Genomic DNA, 21,800 nt, shown 5'->3' with positions numbered 1-21,800 from the left:
CAGTGGTTGGCCGGCGTTGCCGGTATCTCGGCGGTCGGCGGGCTGGCCGGTGCCACCGTGGCGCGGTCGCTGACCCGGCGCGTCACCGACGTCGACCCACACCTGGACGAGGACTTCGAGATTCTCGACGCCGACCGCGGATTCGTGGTGACGACGTCGGACGGCGTGCCCCTCGCGGTCAGGGAGGTCGGCCCGGAGGACGCGCCGCTGACGGTGGTCTTCGCCCACGGTTTCAGTCTTCGCATGGGAGCGTTCTACTTTCAACGGGCGCGGCTCACCGAACAGTGGGGATCACAGGTCCGCATGGTGTTCTACGACCAGCGCGGGCACGGTCGATCCGGCGAGGCCCCACCCGAGTCCTACACCGTCCCCCAGCTGGGACAGGACCTCGAAACGGTGCTCTCGGTGATGGCGCCCCGCGGGCCGGTGGTCCTCGTCGGACACTCCATGGGCGGCATGACGGTGTTGTCCCACGCCCGCCAGCATCCGCAGCGCTATCCCAGCCGAATCGTCGGTGTCGCCCTGATTTCCTCGGCAGCCGAAGGGGTTTCGAGTTCTCCACTCGGAGAGATCCTGAAGAACCCCGTGCTCGAGGCCGCCCGCTTCGCCGTGCGGTACGCACCGAAGATGGTCCACCGCACCCGTGGTGCGGCGAGCTCGGTGATCGGCCCGGTGCTGCGGGCGGCGTCCTACGGTGACGAGAAGGTCAGCAGGAGCGTCGTCGCGTTCTCCGAGAAGATGATGCACGACACGCCGATCGCCACCCTGGTCGGCTTTCTGCACGCCCTCGAGGTGCACGACGAGACGGCGGCCCTACCCGTTCTGGCCAAGGTGCCGACGCTGATCGTCTGCGGTGACCACGACTTGCTGACACCGAAGGAGTACTCCGAGGCCATGGCCGCTGAGCTGCCGAAGTCCGAGCTCGTCATCATCGGCGGCGCAGGACATCTCGTTCAACTCGAGCGGCCGGAGATCGTCGACGACGCGTTGGTGCGACTCGTCGAGCGGGCGACGCCGTCCAAGCTCGTCGCGATGACGCGCCGGCTGCGGGATCGGGTGCGCAGCCATGGCTGAGATTCTCGAGGGAACGGCCGAGCTGCCGACCGCGGAGGACACCCTCGCCTTCGGCGCCCGCCTGGGAACCGACCTCGTCGCCGGCGACGTCGTCGTGTTGTCGGGACCACTGGGGGCGGGGAAGACGGTGCTGGCCAAGGGAATCGCCAAGGCGATGAACGTGGGTGGTGCGGTCACCTCGCCGACGTTCGTGTTGGCGCGAGTCCATCCGGCGCTGCGGGACGGCGCACCCGCCATGGTGCACGTCGACGTCTACCGACTGCTCGACCACGCCGGGACGGATCTGCTCGCCGAACTCGACTCCCTGGATCTGGACACCGATCTCGAGGATGCCGTCGTCGTCGTCGAGTGGGGCGAGGGCCTCGTGGAGCGGCTGTCCGACCGTCATCTGGACATCAGGCTCGAGCGTGGGGGCGACACGGACGTCCGAATTGCAACCTGGAAGTGGGCGGGAAGATGACCGTCGTCTTGGCGATCGACACCGCCACCCCTGCCGTCACCGCGGGGGTGGTCCGCCGCGGACCGTCCGGCGTCGAGGTCCTTGGCGAGCGGGTCACCGTCGACCCACGGGCCCACGCCGAGCAACTGACCCCGAATGTGTTGGGCGCCTTGGCCGATGCCGGGTTGTCGATGGCCGACCTCGAGGCCGTGGTCGTCGGGTGCGGCCCCGGCCCGTTCACCGGGCTGCGCGTCGGCATGGCGACCGCCGCGGCGTACGGACACGCCCTTGGCCTGCCGGTGTTCGGCGTCTGCAGTCTCGACGCGATCGGGGTGGACACCGCAGGCGACGTGCTGGTGGTCACCGACGCCCGCCGCCGCGAGGTGTACTGGGCGCGCTACCGCGACGGAGTCCGGGTCGACGGTCCGGCGGTCAACGCGCCGGGCGACGTGCCCTCCGACGCGTCGGCGGTGGCCGGTTCTCCCGAGCACGCTGCGCTCTTCGGCCTGCCGCGATTGCCACCCACCGTGCCGACCGCGTCCGGGCTGGTGCGCGCCGTCGACTGGGACACGCCGCCAAAACCGTTGGTGCCGTTGTACCTTCGTCGTCCCGACGCCAAGCCCCAGCAGCAGTCGGTTCGGCCGTGACCGTCGAGTACGGACCGCTGACGATCGGTGACGCCGACCGCTGCGCCGCCCTGGAGGCCGAGCTGTTCCCCGGCGACGACCCTTGGCCCGCGGTGGCGTTCATCCGCGAGCTGGAGTCGGCGCACAACCACTACGTGTCAGCACGTCTCGACGGCGAACTGGTCGGCTACGCCGGTGTGAGCCGGCTGGGCCGCAAACCACCGTTCGAATACGAGGTGCACACCATCGGCGTCGACGAGCGGTTCCAAGGACGGGGCATCGGCCGCACCCTCCTCGACCAGTTGCTCGCCATCGCCGACGGGGGAGACACATTCCTCGAGGTGCGCACGGACAACGTCGCGGCCATCAGCCTGTACGAGAGCGTCGGTTTCACCGTGCTTGGCGTCCGCAAGCGGTACTACCGGGTCAGCGGTGCCGACGCCTACACGATGCGTCGAGTAGCGGGGAAAGAGGCACGATGATCGTCTTGGCAATCGAAAGTTCCTGTGACGAAACGGGAGTCGGGATCTGCTCGCTCGACGACGACGGCACCGTCACGTTGTTGGCCGACGAAGTCGCCTCCAGCGTCGACGAGCATGCCCGGTTCGGCGGCGTCGTCCCCGAAATCGCGTCCCGCGCGCACCTCGAGGCGCTTGGCCCGACGATGCGCCGGGCGCTGGCCACCGCCGGAGTGTCGAAGCCCGACGTCGTCGCCGCCACCATCGGCCCCGGTCTGGCTGGGGCCCTGCTGGTGGGTGTTGCTGCCGCCAAGGCCTATTCGGCCGCGTGGGAGGTGCCGTTCTACGCGGTCAACCACCTCGGGGGGCACCTCGCCGCCGACGTCTACGACCACGGACCGTTGCCCGAGAGCGTCGGGCTGCTGGTCTCGGGTGGGCACACCAACCTGCTGCACGTGCGGTCGCTGGGGGAGCCGATCGAAGAGATCGGCAGCACCGTCGACGACGCGGCCGGTGAGGCGTACGACAAGATCGCCAGACTGCTCGGCCTCGGCTACCCGGGCGGCAGGGTGCTCGACGACCTCGCCCGCACGGGCGACCGAAACGCCATCGTCTTCCCGCGGGGCATGACCGGTCCCCGCGACGACCCCTACGCGTTCAGCTTCTCGGGGCTCAAGACGGCCGTCGCCCGGTATGTGGAGTCGCACCCGGACGCCGCGACCGCCGACGTCGCGGCGGGCTTCCAGGAGGCCGTCGCCGACGTGCTCACGAAGAAGGCCGTCCGCGCCGCGGACGCCCTCGGCGTGTCGACGCTGTTGATCGCGGGCGGTGTCGCAGCCAATTCCCGACTGCGTGAACTCGCCGAGGAACGTTGCGCGGCAGCAGGTTTGACGCTACGGGTGCCACGGCCCCGGTTGTGCACCGACAACGGCGCGATGATCGCCTCGTTCGCCGCGCACCTGATCGCGGCGGGTGCGCCGCCGTCGCAGCTGTCGGTGGCGACCGACCCCGGGCTGCCGGTGGTCCGTGGTCAGGTCGCCTGACGCCGCTACAACCGAATGTGGCGTGCCGCCACGGAAACCCGCCGCGCCTGGAAGCGCAGCGGGGACAGACGGCCACGACTCAAGGTCAGGTCCGCATCCGCGGCGACGGCCTCGACGACCTCGTCGACGCTGCGGTCGTCGGTGGGCACGTGGCACTGACGACGTGATCGGATCCCAGCCGTGGCGGCGTAGGCCCGCTTAGAAGGGTGGCGGGCTTGGATCGTTGTCGAAGGTGTCCGCGTCGATGAGGGCCGGGGCCGTGGGTGTGGTGGTGCGGAGGCGGTGGTTGGTGGCTCGTTCGGCGGCGATGTCGTGGGCCCGTTGGTGGGCGCGGGTGCGCCGGCGGCGCGGCATCTTCGCGGTCCGGTCGGACTTGTCGCGGACCCGATCTCGGGTGTCGAGGATCATCGGGGCGGTCGGTGCGCACAGCGATGGGAAGACGATGGCGCTGCCGGGGTGGGTGACGTATCGGTCCCCGGCCGGTGAGGTCCAGATGATGGTGGCGTCGACGAGTTGTTCGTCGGACCACCCCCAGAACGTCTTGACCAGATGATGAAAACGGCACAGACACTTCAGGTTCGACGCCTGGGTGGGTCCGCCCCGACCGTGCGGGACGGTGTGGTCGAGGTCGCAGCGGGTGGCCGGGGCGCTGCAGCCGGGGAACCGGCACGTCAGATCCCGGCACCGCACGAAGTCCGCCAACCCCCGTGACGGCACGTACCCACCCTCGGCCCGGCAGTCCCTGGGGTGCACCAACGGCCGCAACCGGGCGGCCTTGGCCAGTTCGGTGATCATCTCCGCGGGGATCAACCCCTCCAACCCGATCATCGCCGCCGGCGCGCCACCCGTCCCGTCAATGGTGGTCTGTTCGGCGATGACGTGGATCACCACCGCACTGGCCACCGCACCGACGGCCGGGCAGTCGGGTAGGCCGCAGCGGCAGCCGAGCCGGTCCCCGCCGGCGGTGAGCACCCCGACGGCGTCGGAGCGGCGCTGGGCCAGGGTGCGCCCGTCAGCGTCACACACCGTCTGCGCCAGTGCGGTGAGGCGGTCGTCGAAGGCGTGCCCGTCGGGTGCGGTGAGGATGGCGTGGATCTCGGTCAGCCCGTTGTCGACGTCCCCGACGACCACGTCCCGGCCGGTAACCCGGTCGCGGCGGCGCCGCACCGCATCCAAGTCGACCTTCGCGACTACCTGGTCGATGCGGGTGGCGAGTTGGGAGCGGCTGCACGATCCCCAGCGTGGGGCGRTGATCGCCAGTTCGGCGTCGACCATGGCCAGGGTGTCCTCGTCGACGATCAGCCCGGTGCGGAACACACACGCCCGGAACACTGCTTCGTCKATGTCGCCGGCGATGAACGCCCGCCCCAGCCGGGGCAGGGAGAACCGTAGGGCGTGGGCGTAGCGGACGTGGCTGGCGGCCAGGTCGCGGCTGATGTTGAGGGCGGCGGCGACTTCGAGGGGATGTCGCCGGCGATGAACGCCCGCCCCAGCCGGGGCAGGGAGAACCGTAGGGCGTGGGCGTAGCGGACGTGGCTGGCGGCCAGGTCGCGGCTGATGTTGAGGGCGGCGGCGACTTCGAGGGTGACGGCGTCGGTGGCGTCGACGACCCACAGGTCGGTGGCCCCGGCGTCCTCGGACAGTCGCAGGGAGACCAGTTCTCCGATGGCGACGAGTCGTTCGGCGGCGGCGCAGGCTTCGGCTCGCGCGGCGGAGCACATCCGCTGCAGCAACACCGCCACCGCACCCTGTTCGCTCATGTGTTCGATTAGACGGCGTCGGTGGCGTCGACGACCCACAGGTCGGTGGCCCCGGCGTCCTCGGCGAGTCGCAGGGAGACCAGTTCTCCGATGGCGACGAGTCGTTCGGCGGCGGCGCAGGCTTCGGCTCGCGCGGCGGAGCACATCCGCTGCAGCAACACCGCCACCGCACCCTGTTCGCTCATGTGTTCGATTATAGATAGGGGGTACGACAAGTTGGTGTCATTCCGCGCATCGGACAGGGCCGACACACAGCGGTCGATCTGCTGGATCGCCCAGGTTTCGTCACGGCCGAGCAGGCGGCCTCTCGCGTAGGCCAGCCGCGCCCTCAGGCGTAGTGCCACACGTCGACGCCGCCGGCCGGCAACTGTCCGACGATCTCGTCGAAGTAATCGTCGCGCACCAGCGTCATCGGCACGATCGCCGGACCGTCGTGGACCGACTCGGCGTCACGCAGGGTGCCGGCGGTGCAGCTCGTGGGCGGTCTGGGTCGTGCCCGCACCGAACGCGCCGTTGATCCACACCAACATCGTTTCGAGGCTACGACCGGTCGTTCTTGGTTGCTACTCGGATCAAGATCGACACCACCGCGGACCCACCCTTGAGTACTGGCACTCGCGTGTATAGAGTGCTAAGTGGCAGGCGGCCAAACCCCGCTCCGGCTCCCGCGACGACGGTGTTGAGGGCCAGGACGCGTGCCGATCGACATGACAACTGCAGGAAATCCGTGAAGGTCCGGGAATCGTCCCGGATCGCACCCCTATCAATGTGGAGGGCTAATCGTGGCCGTGAACATCAAGCCACTCGAGGACAAGATCCTCGTTCAGGCCAATGAGGCCGAGACTACGACCGCTTCTGGTCTGGTCATCCCCGACACCGCCAAGGAAAAGCCGCAAGAAGGCACCGTCGTCGCAGTTGGCCCCGGCCGCTGGGACGAGGATGGCGAGAAGCGCATTCCTCTGGACGTCGCCGAAGGCGACACCGTCATCTACAGCAAGTACGGCGGCACCGAGATCAAGTACAACAACGAGGAGTACCTCATTCTGTCTGCACGTGACGTGCTGGCAGTCGTCTCCAAGTAAGCATCAGCATTCCGCCCCGGAGGTCCCCGTCAACACGGGTGACGTCCGGGGCGGCATGCGTTGTGTCTCATCTACGTAGACAGAAAGAACAATCATGAGCAAGCAGATTGAGTTCAACGAGACTGCGCGCCGGGCCATGGAAGCCGGCGTCGACAAGCTCGCCGACGCGGTCCGCGTCACGCTGGGTCCGCGCGGCAGGCACGTCGTGCTGGCCAAGGCGTTCGGCGGCCCGGTCGTCACCAACGACGGCGTTACCATCGCCCGCGAGATCGACCTCGAGGATCCGTTCGAAAACCTCGGTGCACAGCTGGTCAAGTCCGTGGCCACCAAGACCAACGACGTCGCGGGCGACGGCACCACCACCGCCACCGTGCTCGCCCAGGCGATCATCAAGGCCGGCCTGCGCAACGTCGCCGCCGGTGCCAACCCCATCGAGTTGGGGCTCGGCATCGCCAAGGCCGCCGACGCGGTGTCCGAGGCACTGCTGGCCGCCGCCACCCCGATCACCGACGAGAACGGCATCGCGCAGGTCGCCACCGTCTCCTCGCGTGACGAGGTCATCGGCGCACTGGTCGGCGAGGCCATGACCAAGGTCGGCCACGACGGCGTCGTCACCGTCGAGGAGTCCTCGACGCTGAACACCGAGCTCGAGGTCACCGAGGGTGTCGGCTTCGACAAGGGCTTCACGTCGGCGTACTTCGTCACCGACTTCGATTCCCAGGAAGCCGTCCTCGAAGACGCGCTGGTGCTGCTGAACCGCGAGAAGATCAGCTCGCTGCCGGATCTGCTGCCACTGCTGGAGAAGGTTGCCGAGTCGGGCAAGCCGCTGCTGATCATCGCCGAGGACGTCGAAGGCGAGGCACTGTCGACCCTGGTCGTCAACGCCATCCGCAAGACGCTCAAGGCCGTCGCCGTCAAGGCGCCGTTCTTCGGTGACCGTCGCAAGGCGTTCCTCGACGACCTCGCGGTCGTCACGGGCGGACAGGTCGTCAACCCCGACGTCGGACTGCTGCTGCGCGAGGTTGGCCTCGAGGTGCTGGGCACCGCCCGTCGCGTCGTCGTCAGCAAGGACAGCACCGTGATCGTCGACGGCGGCGGCAGTGCGGACGCGATCGAGGGTCGCAAGTCTCAGCTGCGCGCCGAGATCGAGGCCACCGACTCCGACTGGGATCGCGAGAAGCTCGAGGAGCGGCTGGCGAAGCTGTCCGGCGGCGTCGCGGTCATCAAGGTCGGCGCGGCCACCGAGACCGATCTGAAGAAGCGCAAGGAAGCCGTCGAGGACGCGGTCTCCGCGGCCAAGGCGGCCGTCGAAGAGGGCATCGTCACCGGCGGTGGCAGCGCCCTCGTCCAGGCCGGCGCGGTTCTCAAGGACCTGCGCGCATCGCTGACCGGTGACCAGGCGCTCGGCGTCGACGTCTTCGGCTCGGCGCTCTCGGCGCCGCTGTTCTGGATCGCCACCAACGCCGGGCTCGACGGCGCGGTCGTGGTGAACAAGGTGTCGGAGCTGTCGGCGGGTCAGGGCTTCAACGCCGCGACGCTGACCTACGGCGACCTGCTGGCCGACGGTGTCGTCGACCCGGTCAAGGTGACCCGCTCCGCGGTGCTCAACGCGGCGTCGGTGGCCAGGATGATCCTGACCACCGAGACGGCGATCGTCGAGAAGCCCGTCCAGGCCGAGGACCACGGCCACGGTGGCGGCGGCCACCACGGGCACTCGCACTAAGAGAGTTCGCACGAGCAGCGCCCCCGGCCATCTGGCCGGGGGCGCTTTTCGCGCCGAGTGCACGGTTGTTGAACGCAAACGTCGAGATGACCCGTCAACAACCGTGCACTCGACGAGCCCCTCAAGGGCCATGGCGGGGCTAGCGTTGAACGCATGACCACCATGCGGGCGGTCGTCGCGCGGAGTCGCGCCACCGGCCTCGAGCTCGCCGACGTCGCCTACCCGCACGCCGCCGAGAACGACGTCGTGGTTCGAGTGCACGCGGCCGGTTTCACTCCCGGTGAGCTCGACTGGCCCGGCACCTGGACCGACCGCGCGGGGCGGGACAGGACGCCGAGCGTCCCCGGCCACGAGGTCGCCGGGGTGGTCGTCGAATTGGGCTACGGCACAACCGGACTGGAGGTGGGGGAGCGCGTCTTCGGGATCACCGACTGGTGCCGCGACGGGACGCTGGCCGAATACGTAGCGGTGGAGGCGCGCAACCTTGCCACCCTGGCACCGGAGGTGGACTACGTGACCGCTGCGGCGGCGCCGATCTCGGGACTGACGGCGTGGCAGGGCTTGTTCACCCATGGCCGCCTCAACGCCGGCCAGACCGTTTTGGTTCACGGCGCCGCCGGTGGCGTCAGCTCGCTCGCCGTCCAGCTGGCTCGGGAGGTGGGCGCCCGGGTGATCGGCACCGGCCGCGCCGCGCACCGGCGCGCCGTGCTCGACCTGGGCGCGGACTCGTTCGTGGACCTCGAGCACGATCACCTCGAGGACGTCGGCCAGGTCGACGTCGTGTTCGACGTCTTTGGCGGTGACCTTCTCAACCGCTCGGCGGCGCTGGTCCGCCCCGGCGGGGCGCTGGTCAGCATCGCGGCACCGCCGACCGTTCCACCGAAGGACGGCCGGGCCGTCTTCTTCGTCGTCGAACCCGACCGGGCGGGGCTCGCCGAATTGGAGCTCAGGCTTCGAGACGGACGTCTCCGGCCGCTACTCGGCGAGACGTACGCTCTCGACGACGCGCCCGCTGCGTTCGCGCCGGGTACGCGCGGTCACGGCAAGCCGATCATCCGCGTCGTCGACGCACCCCAACCCGAAGGGGACGACACGTGATCGACTTTCCTCAGACATCGGCGGCGGCGGCCGCCCTCGTGGTGGCGACCCGTTTCTCGTCGCCGGCGCTGCTCAACCACTGCGTCCGTTCGTATCTGTGGGGGACGACGTACGCCGCCGCGCACGGCATCGCCGTCGACGACGAGCTGTTCTACGTCTCAGCGATGCTGCACGACATGGCGCTCACCGACTCGTTCGACAGCCATCTGGTGTCCTTCGAGCAGGCGGGTGGTGACCTGGCCTGGGTATTCGGCATTGCGGCGGGCTGGTCTGCCGAGCGGGCGGCCAGGGCCACGGAGATCATCGTGCTGCACATGCGCGACGACGTCGCTGCGGACGTCGACCCGGAGGCGCACCTCCTGCAGGTCGCCACCAGTTGGGATGTGTCGGGCCGGCGACCCGAGGAATTCTCCGCCGAGACGCGGGACGAGATAGTGGGGCGTTATCCGAGGCAGGGGTTCAGCGCCGAGTTCATCGCGTGCTTCCAAGACCAGGCCACGCGCAAGCCCGCGGGTTCCGCCGCGGCGTCGATGGCGAGCGCCGGCGCGCGCCGCATCGCGGCCAACCCGCTCGACGGCTAGGGGCGGTGGGTCAGGCCGCGACGGTCAGCTGACGCTCCGAGGTGCTCATGTGGAAGAAGATCTGGTGGCACGGCGCGCACGACACCTCGTATTGCAGACCACCACCGTGGGCGGCGTCGAGCTGAAAGTCGAGGGGTGTCGCGCAGCGCGGGCAGTGCGTTGTGCCGGCTTCGATGGTTGACGTCATCGCCGATGCCTTTCCGGTGGGGTGCTCAATTTCCTTGAGCAGTGGATGCCCATCAAAGTAGGAAGGCAACCTAATAGATGGCTTAGAAAACCGTGAGCTAGGCATTTGTGTGCCCAGACTCACGAGCGGATGGTGGCCAACCAAGCCTTGCCATGAGTAAAATCGCTTTTGCTCCTGACTCCATGTGATTACTGTCAGGGCAACGCGAATCAGGAGAGCAGTGCAGTGAACATGCCCGGTGGCCACGCGGGCCAGCAATGGCGGGCGCGTCAGCGCGACATCCTGCATCGTCTCGTCCGCGAGACGGATCCACCGACGGGCAGCCTCCCGCGGATCACCGAGAACACCCAGAAGCTCGACGCCGCCTACAGCGCGCGGGTGGGTGAGGTGCTCGACCTGGCCGGATCGATCGGCGCACTCTTGATGGCGTCCGGAATGCCGGCCACCGCGACGATGGAGAACGTCACCGCCATCACGCTCGCCTACGGCTTGGAGCGTTGCGAGGTCGACGTCATCAACACGACGATTCACGTCTCCGCCTACCGCGGCCCGACCGCCGCGCCCGCCAGCACTCTGCACATCGTGCAGACCAGGTCGATGGACTTCAGTCGGCTGGCCGCCGTCGACCGACTCATCGCCCGCATCCGCGCGGGGGAGGTGTCGCCGACGACCGCCCGCGACGAACTCGACGCCATCACCACCGCGCCGCATCCCTACAAGCGGTGGATCGCCACCCTCGCCTGGGGCGCACTGGCCTTCGCCACTGCCGGAACGCTCGGCGCCAGTTTGCTGGCATGCCTCGTCAGCGCGCTGAGCGCCATGACGATCGACCGGGTCAACCGCCAACTGAACAAGCACGGACTTCCGTTCTTCTTCCAGTACGCGGTCGGCGGCGCCATCGCGACCGCGCCGCCACTGGTGCTCTACTGGCTGGGTCCCAAGATCGGTCTGGACTTCGAACCGACGGTCGCCATCGCCGCGGGCCTCGTCGTCCTCTTGGCCGGGCTCTCGTTGGTCGGTTCTGTTGGCGACGTCATCACCGGTGCGCCGGTGACGGCTGCGGCCCGCTTCTTCGAATTGGTCATGATGACCGCCGCCACCATTTCCGGCGTGGCTCTGGTGCTGCATTTGGCCAACCAATTCGGCGCACCGTTCGTCGCGATCGGCGCGTACGCGCCGCCGGCGTTGGCCGAGATGCCTGCACGGGTGGCCTTCGGTGCCGCGAGCGCGGCGGCCTACGCCTTGGCCTGCTACGCCGAACGCACCTCGGCAGTGGCAGCCGCGTTCGGCGGGGCCGCGGGCACGATGGTGTTCCTATTTGCGCAGGGTCTGGGCCTTGGCGCGGTGGTGGCGTCGTTCGTCGCCGCGGTGCCGATCGGCCTGGTCGGCCGCTTGATGGAGCGTCGTAACCTCGCGCCGCCGCTGGTCGTCTCGATTGCCGGGATCGTCCCACTTTTGCCCGGTCTGGCGCTGCTGCACGGCATCTACGCGATCCTCAACGAGCAACAAACGGTCGGGTTCGCCTCGGTGCTGGGGGCGATGGCCATCGGCACCGCCCTGGCAGCCGGCGTCACGCTTGGCGAGTGGAGCTCCTTCCAGGTTCGCAAGCGGCGACTCCAGGTGCGCCTGCTCAACCGTCGGGCGCGTCCGGCGCAGAGCCCACTTGGCCCGCGAGAGTTCGTCGACCCTGGGCAGGCCGTCGACCGCGCGATGAAGCGAAGGCCGCCGAACTAGCCGTCGATCCGCTCGGCGATTTCCCCGACGACGTCGCGCAGCACGGCGGGTTCGGTGCGGGTGTGAAGTGATGTCAACAGGGCGTCGTACGTTCGCCGGTCCACCGCTGGACTTTGCCGGGCGGCGCGGCTGAAGTCCGCCACCACCTGCTCGGCCACCAGCCGCAGCTTGACGTTGTGGTGTTGGGAGTGCCATCGCAGAAGGTCGAACGCGGCGTCGGCGTCGGTGCCGTAGACGATCATCAGCATGCCCTTGGCCTGGTCGATGACCGACCGCTTCTCGGCGATGTCGCGAACGGCTTCGTAGATCTCCCGCTTGTCGTCGACTTCGGTGCTCATTCGCCGCTCTCCTGCCCGACAACCGCGGACGTCGCCGAAGACAAAGGAGGACGGTGCTGAATCTTCGCCTGGGTCTAGGGCAACACTCACGATTCGCAAATGCCGGGCGTAGTCGCCCCGCACCGGCGTTGTACCCACATACTGCGAGAAGTAGTCGTGATGCGTTCGTGTCGCTAGGTTGCCAGGTATGAACCGCCGCAGGAGCAGGTTGAGCCGCACCCGGTGGGCGCTGGCGGTGACGACGATGATTCTGCTGGCGGCGTGCTCGGGCACACCGCAGAGCACGGGCCCCGCCCCTGCGACCGGCGGATTGACGGCGAGCGCAGGCGCCCCGGAACCGCCACAGGGGCCGCCGCAGGACCTGACGTCGAAGCGCGACGTCGTCAAGACGGCGACCATGACGATCGACGTCGCGAACACCTCGGACGCGGCGGACAAGGCTGCGGTCGTCGTCGAGCGCGCCAACGGGCGGGTCGACAGTCGCTCCGAGGACGCCGGCTCTCAGAGCGGGCGCGCCCTCACGTCGATCGTCCTGCGGGTGCCTGCCGCGAAGCTCGACGGCGTGGTGCGGGAGTTGAAGGAGTTGGGAACCGTTCAGACCGCCGAGACGACGGCCGAGGACGTGACGGCGCAGCGAGTCGACCTCGACGCCAGGATCACCGCCCTGCAGACCTCGGTGGACCGACTGTTGGCGATCATGCGCGACGCGAAGGATCCGGACGCGCTCATCACCGCGGAGAGTGCGCTGTCGCAACGTCAGGCGGATCTGGACAGTCTCCGCGCACAGCGTGATCAACTCGGCGACCGCGTCGACTACAGCACGGTGTCGGTCACCTTCTACGCCGAGGAGCCGGGCGGCCCGGCGCCACGGGAATACGTCGGGTTCCTTGGACAGGTCGAACGGGGCTGGGACGGCCTGGTCTCGGCGGTGGGCAGCGGCCTACTGCTGTTCGGCCTGTTGCTCCCGTGGCTGGCCGTCGTGGTCGTGCTGTGCGCGGCGTCGTACCTGGTCATCCGGCTAGTGCGACGCACCCGCTAGCCCACTGCGGGGCTAGGCGCTGCGGCGGATGCCCCGCTTGAGAAGCAGCTCGCGCTCGGACTCGCTGAGGCCACCCCAGATGCCATACGGCTCGCCGACCGCCAGTGCGTGCGACCGGCACTGAGTCACCACCGGGCAACTCCGGCACATCTCCTTGGCCCGCATCTCACGCTGGGCGCGAGCGCGTCCACGCTCCCCGTCGGGATGGAAGAACATCGAAGAGTCGACGCCCCGGCAAAGTCCTGACATCTGCCAATCCCAGATGTCGGCGTTGGGGCCTGGCAGCTGCTGCGGCTGTGGCATTGGGAAAACCCCTGTCTACGCGCATCTTTCGCGAACGATCGAAAGCGTGAGTCATGTAACCGATCCGAGCTCGTGTCGCCGATGACTACTCGTGCACACAAACTAGAAGGGCTCGTGAACATGGGTCAATAGCCCGCGCATGTGCTCAACCACATATGGGCAGGCCGAGAATTTACATCACGTTCATCAATGCGACGCGGGCGAAACGAGACCGATGACTTCACATCACGGGCTGACCGTCGTCAAAGCGCGTTTTCGCTGTTCGCGCCCGGGACGGCCTCGGTGCGGCCGCACCGGCCCGATGCTCCAGTTGACGTCGACGCAACATGGCGACCATTCACTGTTAACGAAAGTTCATCCGTTGGCGGGGGCCGCGCAGGGGTTGCCTCGGACGTCCCGGGTCTCAGCAAGTCTCGTGCGTTGATAGCGTCGCCGCTGATGAGTGTCTTCGCCGACGCCGCTTTCGGCGAGCTATCCGGCCGATGGCCTTTGCCTGCGGCGACGACCCCGACGGAGCTGTGGCTACGCGCGGTCGCGGCCGGAGGACAGGGTCGTTACGGCGCCGCGCTCACCGACCTCGACACTCTCGCACGCACCAACGCCGGTGGCGCCCTGGCGTCGCTCGGGTGCAGCACCCGGGCGTCGTTCCTTCGGCAGCTCGGCGGACACCGCGCCGCCCGCGGATGGGACGGCCGGGCCTGGGCCGGCGCCGGTTCTGACGTCACCGCGGGAACCGACGCGCTGGTCGGGCTGGCCGCCGACGCGTTGGGACTGGGTCGCTTCCCGCTGTCGGCGCAGTTGCTGCGCCGCGCCGGTGACCTGATGCGCGCGGACGGCGAGAGTGGCGACCCTCGCCTAGCGGTCCGCCTGGCCTGGGTGAGCGCCGAGTTGGCGATGTTCACCGGCGACGGTCCGGCGTCGGTCGCGCACGCCGAGCGCGCCGTTGACCTGGCGTCGGAGCTCGGCTCGGCGCGGCACGACACCAAGTCTCGGGTCGTCCTGGCGGCCGCGCTGTGCAGCAGCGGGAACATCGAGGCGTCACGCATGGTTGCCGACGATGCGCTGGCCACCGCCAAGGAGCTCGGGCTGGTGCCGCTGAGTTGGGCCGTGGCCAGCCTGCTCGTCGACATCGGAAGTGCGGTGCAGTCGCCGACGCAGATCGTCGCAGTTCGCGACGCGTCGGCCGACGTCGTCGTCCACCGAGGCGGCGCGTGGACGGCGCGGTGAATCTGCGAGTCACTTCACGATCACTAGTCTTTAGCTGGCACACCCGCCAATATCCGCCCCATCCGTAACGCTGGAGATACTGCCCACGATGACAATTTCGGGAGACAGTCTCGATGGTGTCGTTGCCAGAGCGGTTAACGGCGATCGAGATGCACTCCGGGAAGTGCTGGAGACCATCCGGCCGATCGTCTTCCGGTATTGCCGGGCGAGGGTCGGGTCAGCGGAACGCAGTGGTCTGTCAGCTGACGACGTGGCTCAGGAGGTGTGCTTGGCCGCCATCACGGCGCTGCCGCGCTACAAGGATCAGGGACGACCGTTCCTGGCCTTCGTCTACGGCATCGCTGCACACAAGGTTGCTGACGCCCACCGCGCCCAGGGGCGCAACAAGGCCGACGCAACCGACACCCTTCCGGACCGACCCTCACTCGAGGCCGGTCCAGAGCAGATGGCGATGGATTCGGACGCGGCTGAACGCATGAACAGATTGCTGGCGACCCTGCCCGAGAAGCAACGCGAGATCCTGGTCCTGCGGGTGGTCGTCGGCATGAGCGCCGAAGAGACCGCCGAGGCCGTCGGCAGCACCGCGGGCGCCGTGCGGGTCGCCCAGCACCGGGCACTGGCCCGACTCAAGGGTGAACTCACCGGAACGAGGCGCGAAGATGCCTGATTTCGGTCGGTGGTCCGCCAACGGCGGAGACCCCTCACTCAACGAGATCAACCGCGCCGATCGCTTCTTCGAGGCGCTCGCCGCCAAGCAACCCGCCTATCCGACCGACCATGCAGAGGCCGAGTTGGCCTCTCTCTTCTCTGCGTTCCGTGACGACGTTCGGGACGCACCCGTCACCGCGCCGGTCTCGCTGAGCGACGCCGTCGAGGCGCTGCACGGCGGCAGGCGCAAGGGCTCGGGATCCCGCAGGTCGCTCGCGGTCGTCGGATCGGTGGCCGCGGCGATGTTGTGCATCGGCGGCTTCGGCACCGCGGTCTACGGCGCCGGCCCCGGCGACGGTCTCTACGGCATGCGGACCGCCCTGTTCGGTCAACACGAAGCCACCCGCGACGACCAGGTCTCGTTGGCGTCTGCCCAGCTGCAGCAGGTGCAGCAGCTCATCGACGACGGCCAGTGGGAAGAGGCCCAGAACAAGCTCGTCGCCGTCAGCACCGCGGTCCAGGACGTGGGCCAGGTCGAACAGAAGCAGCAGCTCGTCGAGCAGTGGAATGCGTTGACCTACAAGGTCGTCGAGCAGGATCCCGCGGCCACCTTGCCGCCGGGGGAGCCGTTGCCCGTCCTGCCGTCGTCGCCGTTGACGTGGCTACCGGTGCCCGAGGTCGAGCAGACCACGACGTCCGAATCTTCGGAGTCCTCGACGTCCGAGTCGTCCACCACGTCACCTTCGGAGACCACGTCATCTTCGGAAACCACCGTCACCTCGCCCTCGGATGCGCCGGGGAGCACGACGACGCCGTCCGACGGGTCGACGACCACCTCACCTTCGGCGCCTACCTCGTCGTCACCGGTGGCGGAACCGCCACCCAGTTCCTCCGCTGCGCCGAGTTCGGCGTCGGCGACCACCAGCGCCACGACGGTGCCGACGAAGACGACGCCTCCGAGCACGACGACGGTTCCCAGTACCACGACGCCTCCGAGTAGCACGACGGCGCCGACCACCACCACGACGACGACGGTGTCGCGGCAGCCCGAGGCGACGCAGCCGGTCGTCGCGCCACCCGTCGTACGGCCTGCGCCGCCGGCTGCCGAACTGCCGGCATCTGCACCGCGCGTGGCTCCCAGTTCAGCGGTGCCCCCGGCGCCTGCCGCACCGGCACAGCCGAGTCAGGCAGCCACCACGACGGCACCCGCGGAAGCCACGACGACCACCACGGTGGTTCCGCCGGGCTAGCAGGGTGGGGTGTGACGAGGGCGAACTACGCCGTCAGCGATATCCGTCGGACTCCGTCGTCGCCTCGTTCAGCGAGGCGTCGGCGTAGCCGCGGCAGTAGTCCCACGTGACGTAGGCGTCTGGCTCGGGGTCGTAGGCCGGCTCGTGCGGCCGAACGGTTCCGTCCACCAGGAGTTGCAGCAGGTTGGCCCGCAACATGTCCCAGTCGTGATAGTGATCCTGCTGGCATTCGTCGCAACAGACCACGAGCCCGCGAATGCCCTTGTGGGCCAGCAAGGCCTCGTACACGGCAAGATCGGCCAAATCGGCCTCGACGGCAATGCGTTCCTGGGAGTCGAGCGGCTGGCCAGGCTCCAGTGCGTCGAGCGCCGCGGTGGGGTCGCTCGGATCATCGGCGAAGGGGTCGGGCGGCAAACCCGGTGGCAGATGGTCACGCACAGCACCACACTACTCAGCACGTCGGGGGTCGCGCCAGCCGTCGAGGCCGTAAACAAGGGCACTATTACCCCGGGTCGCGTGTTCCAACCGTGTTGCCAACGTGCGTGGCAGCCAAGGGTCGCCCGTCGCCCCGATAGGATGGTCCCTTAGTCCTGCGCCACCTGGAGGCCACACCATGTCGATCGCTGAAAGCGAACTTCCCATCGCCGTACCGGTGTCAACCGGAGGGGACGATCCCACCAAGATCGCAATGCTCGGGTTGACGTTCGACGACGTCCTTCTGCTGCCCGCGGCGTCCGACGTGGTGCCCGCCAACGCGAACACGTCCAGCCAGCTCACCAAGCGCATCCGCCTGCGGGTGCCGCTCGTCAGCTCGGCGATGGACACCGTGACCGAATCGCGGATGGCCATTGCGATGGCTCGCGCCGGCGGCATGGGGGTGCTTCATCGCAACCTGCCGGTGGCCGAGCAGGCCGGGCAGGTCGAAACGGTTAAGCGCTCGGAGGCCGGCATGGTCACCGACCCCGTCACCTGTTCGCCGGACAACACACTGGCCGAGGTCGACGCCATGTGCGCCCGGTTCCGGATCTCGGGGCTTCCCGTCGTCGACGCGCACGGCTCGCTGGTTGGCATCATCACCAACCGCGACATGCGCTTCGAAGTCGACATGAACAAGCCGGTGTCCGAGGTGATGACGAAGTCGCCGCTGATCACCGCCCAAGCCGGGGTGACCGCCGACGCCGCCCTCGGCCTGTTGCGCCGACACAAGATCGAGAAGCTCCCGATCGTCGACGGCAACGGCAAGCTCACCGGGCTGATCACCGTCAAGGACTTCGTCAAGACCGAGCAGTTCCCGTTTGCCACCAAGGACAAGGACGGCCGCCTGCTCGTCGGTGCCGCCGTCGGTGTCGGTGGCGACGCCAGGGAACGGGCCATGACGCTCGTCGACGCGGGAGTCGACGTCGTGATCGTGGACACCGCCCATGCGCACAACCGCGGCGTGCTGGACATGGTCCATTGGGTCAAGACCATGGCCGGTGACCGCGTCGAGGTGGTCGGCGGCAACGTCGCCACCCGAGCGGCCGCCCTGGCCCTCGTCGAGGCAGGCGCCGACGCCGTCAAGGTGGGCGTCGGGCCCGGCTCCATCTGCACCACGCGCGTCGTCGCCGGAGTGGGCGCACCGCAGATCACCGCGATCCTCGAGGCCGTCGCGGCCTGCGCGCCGCATGGTGTTCCGGTGATCGCGGACGGCGGCCTGCAGTACTCGGGTGACATCGCCAAGGCGCTGGCCGCAGGCGCGTCGACCGCGATGCTCGGTTCGCTGCTCGCGGGCACCGCCGAAGCGCCGGGTGACCTGATCTTCGTCAACGGCAAGCAGTTCAAGAGCTACCGCGGCATGGGGTCGCTCGGTGCCATGCAGGGCCGCGGCGAGCAGAAGAGCTACTCCAAGGACCGCTACTTCCAGGACGACGTGCTCAGCGAGGACAAGCTGGTGCCAGAGGGCATCGAGGGCAGGGTGCCGTTCCGTGGTCCGCTGTCCACGGTCATCCATCAGCTGACCGGTGGCCTCCGCGCGGCGATGGGCTACACCGGTTCGCCTACGATCGAGCACCTTCAGCAGGCGCAGTTCGTCCAGATCACTGCGGCGGGGCTCAAGGAGAGCCATCCGCACGACATCACGATGACGACTGAAGCTCCGAACTACTACGCGCGCTAGGGATCCGGGACACAAACATGCGTGACATGGTCGAAATCGGCATGGGCAGAACAGCCCGCCGCACCTATGAGCTCAGCGACATCAACATCGTGCCGTCGCGGCGGACCCGATCCTCCCAGGACGTGTCGACGGCATGGCAGCTCGACGCCTACCGCTTCGAGGTTCCCGTCGTCGCGCACCCCACCGACGCCCTGGTGTCGGTGGAGTTCGCGATCGAACTGGGCAGGCTCGGCGGTCTCGGGGTGCTCAACGGCGAGGGTCTGATCGGCAGGCACGCCGACGTCGAGGCCAAGGTCGCCCAGGTGGTGGAAGCCGCCGAGAAGGAACCCGACTGGTCGGCGGCGATCCGGCTGCTGCAGCAATTCCATTCGGCGCCACTGGATCCGGAGTTGTTGGCCAGCGCGGTCTCCCGCATTCGGGAAGCCGGCGTCACCACGGCCGTGCGCGTCAGCCCGCAAAACGCCCAAGCGCTCACGCCGGCACTGGTCGCGGCCGGGATCGACCTGCTCGTCATCCAAGGCACCATCATCTCCGCCGAGCGCGTCGCCCAGGACCGCATCGGATCCGGCGAGCCGTTGAACCTCAAGACCTTCATCTCCGAACTGGACGTGCCGGTCGTCGCGGGCGGCGTGCTCGACCACCGGACGGCGCTGCACCTGATGCGGACCGGCGCGGCGGGCGTGATCGTCGGCTACGGCTCCACCGCCGGGGTGACCACCAGCGACGAGGTGCTCGGCATCAGCGTCCCGATGGCGACCGCCATCGCCGACGCGGCCGCGGCCCGCCGCGAGTACCTCGACGAGACGGGCGGGCGTTACGTGCACGTGCTCGCCGACGGTGACATCCACACTTCCGGCGAACTCGCCAAGGCCATCGCCTGCGGTGCCGACGCGGTCGTGCTCGGGACACCACTGGCGGCAGCCGCCGAGGCGCTCGGTGACGGTTGGTTCTGGCCGTCCGCGGCGGCGCACCCGTCGCTTCCTCGCGGCGCGCTGCTCCAGGTTGCCGGCGGCGAACGGCCGTCGCTCGAACAGGTTCTCAACGGCCCGTCGGACGACCCGTTCGGCTCGCTGAATCTGGTGGGTGGGCTGCGCCGGTCGATGGCGAAGGCCGGGTACTGCGATCTCAAGGAGTTCCAGAAGGTCGGCCTGACGGTCGGGGCCTGACATGATTTCGCTGGTCGCGGACGCGGTGCTTTACAAGTTAGGGTGTCCTGTCTAGCTAGTTACCCGCCGGTAAGTTCATAATGTTCATATGGTTGCTGACTATGACGTCTTGATCATCGGTTCGGGTTTCGGCGGCAGCGTCAGTGCCCTGCGACTCACCGAAAAGGGCTACCGCGTCGGGGTGCTGGAAGCTGGTCGACGGTTCGAAGACCAGGACATGGCGAAGACGTCCTGGGACCTCCGCAAGTTCCTGTGGATGCCCAAGCTCGGGATGTACGGCATCCAACGCATCCACCTGCTGCGCAACTGCATGATCCTCGCGGGCGCCGGAGTGGGCGGCGGATCGCTCAACTACGCCAACACCCTCTACGTCCCGCCGGAGCCCTTCTTCGCCGACCGGCAGTGGGCCCACATCACCGACTGGCGTGCCGAGCTGATGCCGCACTACGACCAGGCCACCCGCATGCTCGGCGTCGTCACCAACCCGACCTTCACCGACGCCGACCGCATCCTCAAGGAGGTAGCCGACGACATGGGCGTCGGCGACACCTTCGTGCCGACTCCGGTCGGCGTGTTCTTCGGCGAGGACGGCAAGAAGGAGCCGGGCAAGACGGTGCCCGATCCGTACTTCGGTGGCGCAGGCCCCGCCAGGACCGGGTGCATCGAGTGCGGCTCCTGCATGACGGGCTGCCGCTACGGGGCCAAGAACACTCTGCTCAAGAACTACCTCGGGCTGGCCGAATCCGCTGGGGCGGAGGTCATCCCGATGACCACCGTGACGGGATTCGACGAGCAGCCCGACGGCAGCTGGAAGGTCCACACCAATCGCACCGGTCGCTGGCTGCGCAAGAAGAAGCACACCTACACCGCGTCGACGGTCATCCTCGCGGCCGGCACCTGGGGCACGCAGCAGCTGCTCCACAAGATGCGTGACACCGGCCGGCTGCCCAAGCTGAGCGACCAGCTCGGCGTCCTCACCCGCACCAACTCCGAGTCGATCGTCGGCGCGGGAAGGCTCCGGGTGCGCGACGACCTCGACCTCACCCACGGCGTCGCGATCACGTCGTCGATCCATCCGACCGCCGACACCCACATCGAGCCGTGCCGCTACGGCAAGGGATCCAATGCCATGGGTCTGTTGCAGACCCTGATGACCGACGGCGTCCTCCCCGACGGGACCGGCGTGCCCCGGTGGAAGCAGCTGATCCAGTCCGCGCAATCCGACCCCAAGGGCACCCTGCGTCTGCTGAACCCGCGCCGCTGGAGCGAGCGCACGATGATCGCCCTGGTGATGCAGCACCTGGACAACTCGATCACCACCTACACGAAGAAGAGCAAGTTCGGCTTCCGGCGGATGGTCAGCAAGCAAGGCCACGGACTGCCCAACCCGACGTGGATCCCGGCAGGCAACGAGGTCACCCGCCGCATCGCCAAGAAGATCGACGGCGTTGCGGGCGGCACCTGGGGCGAGCTCTTCAACATTCCGTTGACGGCCCACTTCCTCGGCGGCGCGACGATCGGCGACAGCGTCGAGAACGGCGTGATCGACCCCTACCACCGGGTGCACGGGTACCCGACGTTGTCGGTCGTCGACGGCGCGGCCATCTCCGCGAACATGGGCGTCAACCCGTCGCTGAGCATCACGGCCCAGGCCGAGCGCGCGGCGTCGCTGTGGCCCAACAAGGGTGAGGTCGACCAGCGGCCGACGCAGGGCCAGCCCTATGAACGGCTTACTCCCATCGCGCCACGAAATCCCGTCGTCCCGGCTGACGCGCCCGCCGCGCTGCGCAGGCTCCCGATCGAACCGGTCAGCTCAGCGGGCTGATCGACATCGGTTGGTAACCGAGAGCGCTGCAGTCGCCGAGGCCT

General features: G+C 68.4%; 25 protein-coding genes and 1 pseudogene. 17 read left to right on the top strand and 9 right to left on the bottom strand.

The window, feature by feature from the left end; translation table 11 throughout:
• Positions 1 to 6: 6 nt before the first annotated feature.
• From ASD37_RS22990 to tsaD, 5 genes are read left to right on the top strand one after another with little or no spacing between them, the layout of a single operon-like run.
• A complete protein-coding gene (locus tag ASD37_RS22990) occupies positions 7 to 1,074 on the top strand; it encodes an alpha/beta fold hydrolase (protein WP_235568510.1) in 1,068 nt (355 codons plus the stop codon).
• Positions 1,067 to 1,534, top strand: a complete 468-nt coding sequence (gene tsaE / locus ASD37_RS22985) for a tRNA (adenosine(37)-N6)-threonylcarbamoyltransferase complex ATPase subunit type 1 TsaE (RefSeq protein WP_056556961.1) — start codon at positions 1,067 to 1,069, stop codon at positions 1,532 to 1,534. Before ASD37_RS22990 ends, tsaE begins: the two co-directional genes overlap by 8 nt.
• Positions 1,531 to 2,160, top strand: coding sequence for a tRNA (adenosine(37)-N6)-threonylcarbamoyltransferase complex dimerization subunit type 1 TsaB (tsaB, locus tag ASD37_RS22980; RefSeq protein WP_056557549.1), 630 nt, complete (start codon positions 1,531 to 1,533; stop codon positions 2,158 to 2,160). Before tsaE ends, tsaB begins: the two co-directional genes overlap by 4 nt.
• Complete coding sequence (gene rimI, locus ASD37_RS22975) at positions 2,157 to 2,621, top strand: ribosomal protein S18-alanine N-acetyltransferase (protein WP_056556958.1); 465 nt, start codon at positions 2,157 to 2,159, stop codon at positions 2,619 to 2,621. The genes tsaB and rimI overlap by 4 nt, the downstream gene beginning before the upstream one ends.
• A complete protein-coding gene (tsaD, locus tag ASD37_RS22970; RefSeq protein ID WP_056556956.1) occupies positions 2,618 to 3,640 on the top strand; it encodes a tRNA (adenosine(37)-N6)-threonylcarbamoyltransferase complex transferase subunit TsaD in 1,023 nt (340 codons plus the stop codon). The genes rimI and tsaD overlap by 4 nt, the downstream gene beginning before the upstream one ends.
• A gap of 5 nt (positions 3,641 to 3,645) precedes the next feature.
• On the opposite strand, the gene ASD37_RS31650 is transcribed toward tsaD, so the two are convergent.
• The 5 genes and pseudogenes from ASD37_RS31650 to ASD37_RS31640 form a co-directional block, all read right to left on the bottom strand.
• Positions 3,646 to 3,789 (bottom strand): hypothetical protein, encoded by a 144-nt coding sequence (locus ASD37_RS31650; protein WP_156721036.1) that lies wholly within the window; start codon positions 3,787 to 3,789, stop codon positions 3,646 to 3,648.
• A 49-nt stretch (positions 3,790 to 3,838) separates the two neighbouring features.
• Complete coding sequence (locus ASD37_RS22965; RefSeq protein ID WP_082570342.1) at positions 3,839 to 5,254, bottom strand: HNH endonuclease signature motif containing protein; 1,416 nt, start codon at positions 5,252 to 5,254, stop codon at positions 3,839 to 3,841.
• Positions 5,239 to 5,361: pseudogene (locus tag ASD37_RS32550) on the bottom strand (hypothetical protein); the annotation flags it as partial. The gene ASD37_RS22965 and the pseudogene ASD37_RS32550, both read right to left, overlap by 16 nt.
• Before the next feature lie 47 nt (positions 5,362 to 5,408).
• Entirely contained in the window at positions 5,409 to 5,585 is a 177-nt protein-coding gene (locus ASD37_RS31645; RefSeq protein WP_156721035.1) for a hypothetical protein, read from the bottom strand.
• Positions 5,586 to 5,728: 143 nt separating this feature from the next.
• Positions 5,729 to 5,902: a hypothetical protein gene (locus ASD37_RS31640; protein WP_156721034.1), complete on the bottom strand. Its 174-nt coding sequence runs from the start codon at positions 5,900 to 5,902 to the stop codon at positions 5,729 to 5,731.
• A gap of 277 nt (positions 5,903 to 6,179) precedes the next feature.
• On the opposite strand from ASD37_RS31640, the gene groES reads away from it, so the two are divergent.
• The 4 genes from groES to ASD37_RS22940 all read left to right on the top strand — a co-directional run bounded on the left by groES (position 6,180) and on the right by ASD37_RS22940 (position 9,884).
• Positions 6,180 to 6,482, top strand: a complete 303-nt coding sequence (groES, locus tag ASD37_RS22955) for a co-chaperone GroES (protein ID WP_056556946.1) — start codon at positions 6,180 to 6,182, stop codon at positions 6,480 to 6,482.
• A gap of 94 nt (positions 6,483 to 6,576) precedes the next feature.
• Positions 6,577 to 8,205, top strand: a complete 1,629-nt coding sequence (groL, locus tag ASD37_RS22950; protein ID WP_056556943.1) for a chaperonin GroEL — start codon at positions 6,577 to 6,579, stop codon at positions 8,203 to 8,205.
• Positions 8,206 to 8,367: 162 nt separating this feature from the next.
• Positions 8,368 to 9,303 carry an NADP-dependent oxidoreductase gene (locus ASD37_RS22945; RefSeq protein ID WP_056557548.1) on the top strand — a complete coding sequence of 312 codons (936 nt, stop codon included), beginning with the start codon at positions 8,368 to 8,370 and terminating at the stop codon, positions 9,301 to 9,303.
• Positions 9,300 to 9,884 carry a hypothetical protein gene (locus tag ASD37_RS22940; protein ID WP_056556940.1) on the top strand — a complete coding sequence of 195 codons (585 nt, stop codon included), beginning with the start codon at positions 9,300 to 9,302 and terminating at the stop codon, positions 9,882 to 9,884. Before ASD37_RS22945 ends, ASD37_RS22940 begins: the two co-directional genes overlap by 4 nt.
• Positions 9,885 to 9,894: 10 nt before the next feature.
• On the opposite strand, the gene ASD37_RS31635 is transcribed toward ASD37_RS22940, so the two are convergent.
• Positions 9,895 to 10,071 (bottom strand): hypothetical protein, encoded by a 177-nt coding sequence (locus tag ASD37_RS31635; protein WP_156721033.1) that lies wholly within the window; start codon positions 10,069 to 10,071, stop codon positions 9,895 to 9,897.
• Between the two features lie 231 nt (positions 10,072 to 10,302).
• Here ASD37_RS31635 and ASD37_RS22935 point away from each other — a divergent pair, with 231 nt between their 5' ends.
• On the top strand, positions 10,303 to 11,805 hold the full coding sequence (locus tag ASD37_RS22935; protein WP_235568524.1) for a threonine/serine exporter ThrE family protein: 1,503 nt from the start codon (positions 10,303 to 10,305) through the stop codon (positions 11,803 to 11,805).
• On the opposite strand, the gene ASD37_RS32775 is transcribed toward ASD37_RS22935, so the two are convergent.
• The gene (locus tag ASD37_RS32775; RefSeq protein WP_056556937.1) at positions 11,802 to 12,143 is read right to left on the bottom strand and encodes an ANTAR domain-containing protein; all 342 of its coding nucleotides are present in this window, start codon (positions 12,141 to 12,143) and stop codon (positions 11,802 to 11,804) included. The two genes, ASD37_RS22935 and ASD37_RS32775, sit on opposite strands and share 4 nt — an antisense overlap.
• A 247-nt stretch (positions 12,144 to 12,390) precedes the next feature.
• On the opposite strand from ASD37_RS32775, the gene ASD37_RS22925 reads away from it, so the two are divergent.
• Positions 12,391 to 13,182, top strand: coding sequence for a DUF4349 domain-containing protein (locus ASD37_RS22925; protein ID WP_370073087.1), 792 nt, complete (start codon positions 12,391 to 12,393; stop codon positions 13,180 to 13,182).
• Positions 13,183 to 13,194: 12 nt separating this feature from the next.
• On the opposite strand, the gene ASD37_RS22920 is transcribed toward ASD37_RS22925, so the two are convergent.
• The gene (locus ASD37_RS22920; RefSeq protein ID WP_056556934.1) at positions 13,195 to 13,485 is read right to left on the bottom strand and encodes a WhiB family transcriptional regulator; all 291 of its coding nucleotides are present in this window, start codon (positions 13,483 to 13,485) and stop codon (positions 13,195 to 13,197) included.
• 438 nt (positions 13,486 to 13,923) lie between these two features.
• Here ASD37_RS22920 and ASD37_RS22915 point away from each other — a divergent pair, with 438 nt between their 5' ends.
• The 3 genes from ASD37_RS22915 to ASD37_RS22905 all read left to right on the top strand — a co-directional run bounded on the left by ASD37_RS22915 (position 13,924) and on the right by ASD37_RS22905 (position 16,610).
• On the top strand, positions 13,924 to 14,712 hold the full coding sequence (locus tag ASD37_RS22915; RefSeq protein WP_056556931.1) for a hypothetical protein: 789 nt from the start codon (positions 13,924 to 13,926) through the stop codon (positions 14,710 to 14,712).
• Positions 14,713 to 14,800: 88 nt separating this feature from the next.
• A complete protein-coding gene (locus ASD37_RS22910) occupies positions 14,801 to 15,379 on the top strand; it encodes a sigma-70 family RNA polymerase sigma factor (RefSeq protein WP_056556927.1) in 579 nt (192 codons plus the stop codon).
• Positions 15,372 to 16,610: an anti-sigma-D factor RsdA gene (locus tag ASD37_RS22905; RefSeq protein ID WP_056556924.1), complete on the top strand. Its 1,239-nt coding sequence runs from the start codon at positions 15,372 to 15,374 to the stop codon at positions 16,608 to 16,610. The genes ASD37_RS22910 and ASD37_RS22905 overlap by 8 nt, the downstream gene beginning before the upstream one ends.
• Before the next feature lie 33 nt (positions 16,611 to 16,643).
• On the opposite strand, the gene ASD37_RS22900 is transcribed toward ASD37_RS22905, so the two are convergent.
• On the bottom strand, positions 16,644 to 17,048 hold the full coding sequence (locus ASD37_RS22900; protein WP_056556921.1) for a DUF5319 domain-containing protein: 405 nt from the start codon (positions 17,046 to 17,048) through the stop codon (positions 16,644 to 16,646).
• Positions 17,049 to 17,223: 175 nt separating this feature from the next.
• On the opposite strand from ASD37_RS22900, the gene guaB reads away from it, so the two are divergent.
• The 3 genes from guaB to ASD37_RS22885 all read left to right on the top strand — a co-directional run bounded on the left by guaB (position 17,224) and on the right by ASD37_RS22885 (position 21,756).
• A complete protein-coding gene (guaB, locus tag ASD37_RS22895) occupies positions 17,224 to 18,765 on the top strand; it encodes an IMP dehydrogenase (RefSeq protein ID WP_056556917.1) in 1,542 nt (513 codons plus the stop codon).
• 26 nt (positions 18,766 to 18,791) lie between these two features.
• Complete coding sequence (locus ASD37_RS22890) at positions 18,792 to 19,931, top strand: GuaB3 family IMP dehydrogenase-related protein (RefSeq protein WP_200959980.1); 1,140 nt, start codon at positions 18,792 to 18,794, stop codon at positions 19,929 to 19,931.
• A gap of 88 nt (positions 19,932 to 20,019) precedes the next feature.
• The gene (locus ASD37_RS22885; RefSeq protein ID WP_056556912.1) at positions 20,020 to 21,756 is read left to right on the top strand and encodes a GMC oxidoreductase; all 1,737 of its coding nucleotides are present in this window, start codon (positions 20,020 to 20,022) and stop codon (positions 21,754 to 21,756) included.
• Positions 21,757 to 21,800 lie beyond the last annotated feature (44 nt).

Source organism: Mycobacterium sp. Root135 (assembly GCF_001426545.1).
GTDB lineage: Bacteria > Actinomycetota > Actinomycetes > Mycobacteriales > Mycobacteriaceae > Mycobacterium.
Note: the sequence above shows the minus strand (reverse complement) of the source record. Positions and strands in the feature narration are given on the sequence as shown.

Bases quoted from the DNA above. Each gene is read 5' to 3' on its own strand.
- tsaE (WP_056556961.1), top strand. From the start codon at position 1,067: ATGGCTGAGATTCTCGAGGGAACGGCCGAGCTGCCGACCGCGGAGGAC.
- tsaB (WP_056557549.1), top strand. From the start codon at position 1,531: ATGACCGTCGTCTTGGCGATCGACACCGCCACCCCTGCCGTCACCGCG.
- tsaD (WP_056556956.1), top strand. From the start codon at position 2,618: ATGATCGTCTTGGCAATCGAAAGTTCCTGTGACGAAACGGGAGTCGGG.
- ASD37_RS31645 (WP_156721035.1), bottom strand. From the start codon at position 5,585: ATGAGCGAACAGGGTGCGGTGGCGGTGTTGCTGCAGCGGATGTGCTCC.
- groL (WP_056556943.1), top strand. From the start codon at position 6,577: ATGAGCAAGCAGATTGAGTTCAACGAGACTGCGCGCCGGGCCATGGAA.
- ASD37_RS22945 (WP_056557548.1), top strand. From the start codon at position 8,368: ATGCGGGCGGTCGTCGCGCGGAGTCGCGCCACCGGCCTCGAGCTCGCC.
- ASD37_RS31635 (WP_156721033.1), bottom strand. From the start codon at position 10,071: ATGACGTCAACCATCGAAGCCGGCACAACGCACTGCCCGCGCTGCGCG.
- ASD37_RS22935 (WP_235568524.1), top strand. From the start codon at position 10,303: ATGCCCGGTGGCCACGCGGGCCAGCAATGGCGGGCGCGTCAGCGCGAC.
- ASD37_RS32775 (WP_056556937.1), bottom strand. From the start codon at position 12,143: ATGAGCACCGAAGTCGACGACAAGCGGGAGATCTACGAAGCCGTTCGC.
- ASD37_RS22920 (WP_056556934.1), bottom strand. From the start codon at position 13,485: ATGCCACAGCCGCAGCAGCTGCCAGGCCCCAACGCCGACATCTGGGAT.
- ASD37_RS22915 (WP_056556931.1), top strand. From the start codon at position 13,924: ATGAGTGTCTTCGCCGACGCCGCTTTCGGCGAGCTATCCGGCCGATGG.
- ASD37_RS22910 (WP_056556927.1), top strand. From the start codon at position 14,801: ATGACAATTTCGGGAGACAGTCTCGATGGTGTCGTTGCCAGAGCGGTT.
- ASD37_RS22905 (WP_056556924.1), top strand. From the start codon at position 15,372: ATGCCTGATTTCGGTCGGTGGTCCGCCAACGGCGGAGACCCCTCACTC.
- guaB (WP_056556917.1), top strand. From the start codon at position 17,224: ATGTCGATCGCTGAAAGCGAACTTCCCATCGCCGTACCGGTGTCAACC.
- ASD37_RS22890 (WP_200959980.1), top strand. From the start codon at position 18,792: ATGGTCGAAATCGGCATGGGCAGAACAGCCCGCCGCACCTATGAGCTC.
- ASD37_RS22885 (WP_056556912.1), top strand. From the start codon at position 20,020: ATGGTTGCTGACTATGACGTCTTGATCATCGGTTCGGGTTTCGGCGGC.